This window comes from Mesorhizobium sp. M0060 (assembly GCF_040323155.1).
Taxonomy (GTDB): Bacteria; Pseudomonadota; Alphaproteobacteria; order Rhizobiales; family Rhizobiaceae; genus Mesorhizobium.
This window is the reverse complement of the sequence record NZ_JAMYUP010000149.1, coordinates 1-1,875: the sequence shown is the minus strand read 5'-3', so window position 1 is coordinate 1,875 and position 1,875 is coordinate 1. Positions and strand designations below refer to the sequence as shown.

The 1,875-nt window shown below is 61.3% G+C and carries 2 protein-coding genes and 1 pseudogene; all 3 read left to right on the top strand.

Annotated features, from left to right (window positions below; all coding sequences use genetic code 11):
- Positions 1 to 67 precede the first annotated feature (67 nt).
- Positions 68 to 208 (top strand): annotated as a pseudogene (locus NKJ94_RS37290) (DUF5372 family protein); the annotation flags it as partial.
- 100 nt (positions 209 to 308) lie between these two features.
- On the top strand, positions 309 to 506 hold the full coding sequence (locus NKJ94_RS37285; protein WP_352493668.1) for a hypothetical protein: 198 nt from the start codon (positions 309 to 311) through the stop codon (positions 504 to 506).
- On the top strand, positions 487 to 1,875 hold a 1,389-nt coding region (locus NKJ94_RS37280), incomplete at its 3' end, for a recombinase family protein (RefSeq protein WP_352532757.1). The genes NKJ94_RS37285 and NKJ94_RS37280, both read left to right, overlap by 20 nt.

Genomic DNA, 1,875 nt, shown 5'->3' with positions numbered 1-1,875 from the left:
TCGGAAGCAGCGTCATAATGCCCGGAATCCGGGATTCGATGTTGTTGTTACTTATCCATTTCACCCGCTGACTGGACAGACCGTTGTCGTAGTCGGTGAGTATGAGTACGACGGCATTCGTCATCTTTTGATCCGGCAGCCGCACGGCGGGAACTTCCATCTTCCGGAGTGGATGGTCGTCCCACAAGCCGGCTCGGTTGCGATCGTTGCCACGCCCAGACTTCCGCTCACGCACCTCCTCGAAGTTCGCGCACTTGTCGATCATCTCGTAGCTTCTCGTCCGAGAGACTCAATCTCTGGAGGAGGACATGCCGATGAAGAATCCGCCGCGAACCCAACTGGATTTGTTCACGCCCGCCGCGCCGCCGGCCGAGATGTCGAGCGAGGAACGGCTGAAGGCGGTGGTGCTGTTGCAGTCTCTACTCGTCGAAGCAGCGTCCGTGCCAGGCGCTGGACTGTGGAGCCGGAAGCGGAAGGAGGCGGGCGATGAGCAAGATTACCGCTGAGCACCTTTGCCGGAGCGCGATCATCTACATCCGGCAGTCGACGTCCTATCAGGTCGTGAACAACCTCGAGAGCCAGCGTCGCCAATACGGCTTGGCCGAGCGGGCCCGGCAGTTGGGTTGGGGCGAAGTCCAAATCGTCGATGATGATCTCGGCCGATCCGGTGCCGGCACGGCTCGGCCCGGCTTTGAGAAGCTGTTGGCTGCCATCTGCGAAGGTCGTGTCGGAGCAGTCGTCTCGCTGGAGGCGTCGCGGCTGGCGCGCAATGGCCGAGACTGGCACACCTTGCTTGAGTTCTGCGGGTTGGTTGGAACCTTGATAGTGGATGAAGATGGTGTCTACGATCCGCGCCTGATCAATGACCGCTTACTGCTTGGCATGAAAGGCACGATGAGCGAGATGGAGCTTTCGTTATTCCGGCAGCGCTCCATCGAGGCGCTCAGGCAGAAGGCTCGGCGTGGGGAGCTCCTGCTGACTGTGGCTGTCGGGTACGTCAAAGGGGAGGATGGGCGGCTTGACAAGGATCCGGATCGTCGGGTGCAGGACGGCCTTGCTTTGGTGTTCCGTAAGTTCGCCGAGCTGCAGTCGATCCGGCAGGTTCTGCTCTGGTTCCGCCAGGAGCAAGTCCTCGTTCCGGCCGTCGTTCAGGGCCGCGACAAGCAAGCAAATGAGTGGAAGGCACCCGTATATCACACACTGCACCACATGCTGACGAATCCGATCTATGCCGGCGCCTACGCTTTTGGCCGACGCGGAACGCGCGTTTTGATGGAAGACGGCCGCAAGCGCGTTGTGCGCGACAGCATTCGCCGGAACTGGAAGGATTGGGAGGTTTTGATCCGCGACCACCACGAGGCATATATTTCCTGGGAGGAGTTTGAGAGGAATCAGCACCTGATTGCTAACAACGCCAACGGAAAGAGTTACCTGGGCCGGGGGGCGATCCGCCGCGGCGAAGCCTTGCTGCCCGGTCTTTTCCGCTGCGCTCGCTGCGGCCGTCGATTGCATGTCGCTTACAGCGGCAAAGGCGGCAACACCCAACGTTACGTATGTCGCGGCTCATTCAGCGACCAGGCCGTCGACAACTGCATCCGCTTCGGCGGTATGCGGGTTGACCGGGCGGTCGGCCAAGAGGTTGTCGATCGCCTGCAACCGCTCGGCATTGAGGCGGCACTGGCTGCGATGGAGGCGCGGGGCCAAGAGCATGGCGATAAGCGACAGCAGGTCGACAATGCTTGCCGGCAGGCGCGATACGAGGCGCATCGCGCGCGCCGCCAATACGATGCGGTCGATCCCGAGAACCGCCTTGTCGCGAGCGAACTTGAGCGACGCTGGAACGAGAAGCTGACCCGCCTTGGCGAGCTTGAAGAG

Coding starts and splice junctions, on each gene's coding strand:
- NKJ94_RS37285 (WP_352493668.1), top strand. CDS start 309: ATGCCGATGAAGAATCCGCCGCGAACCCAACTGGATTTGTTCACGCCC.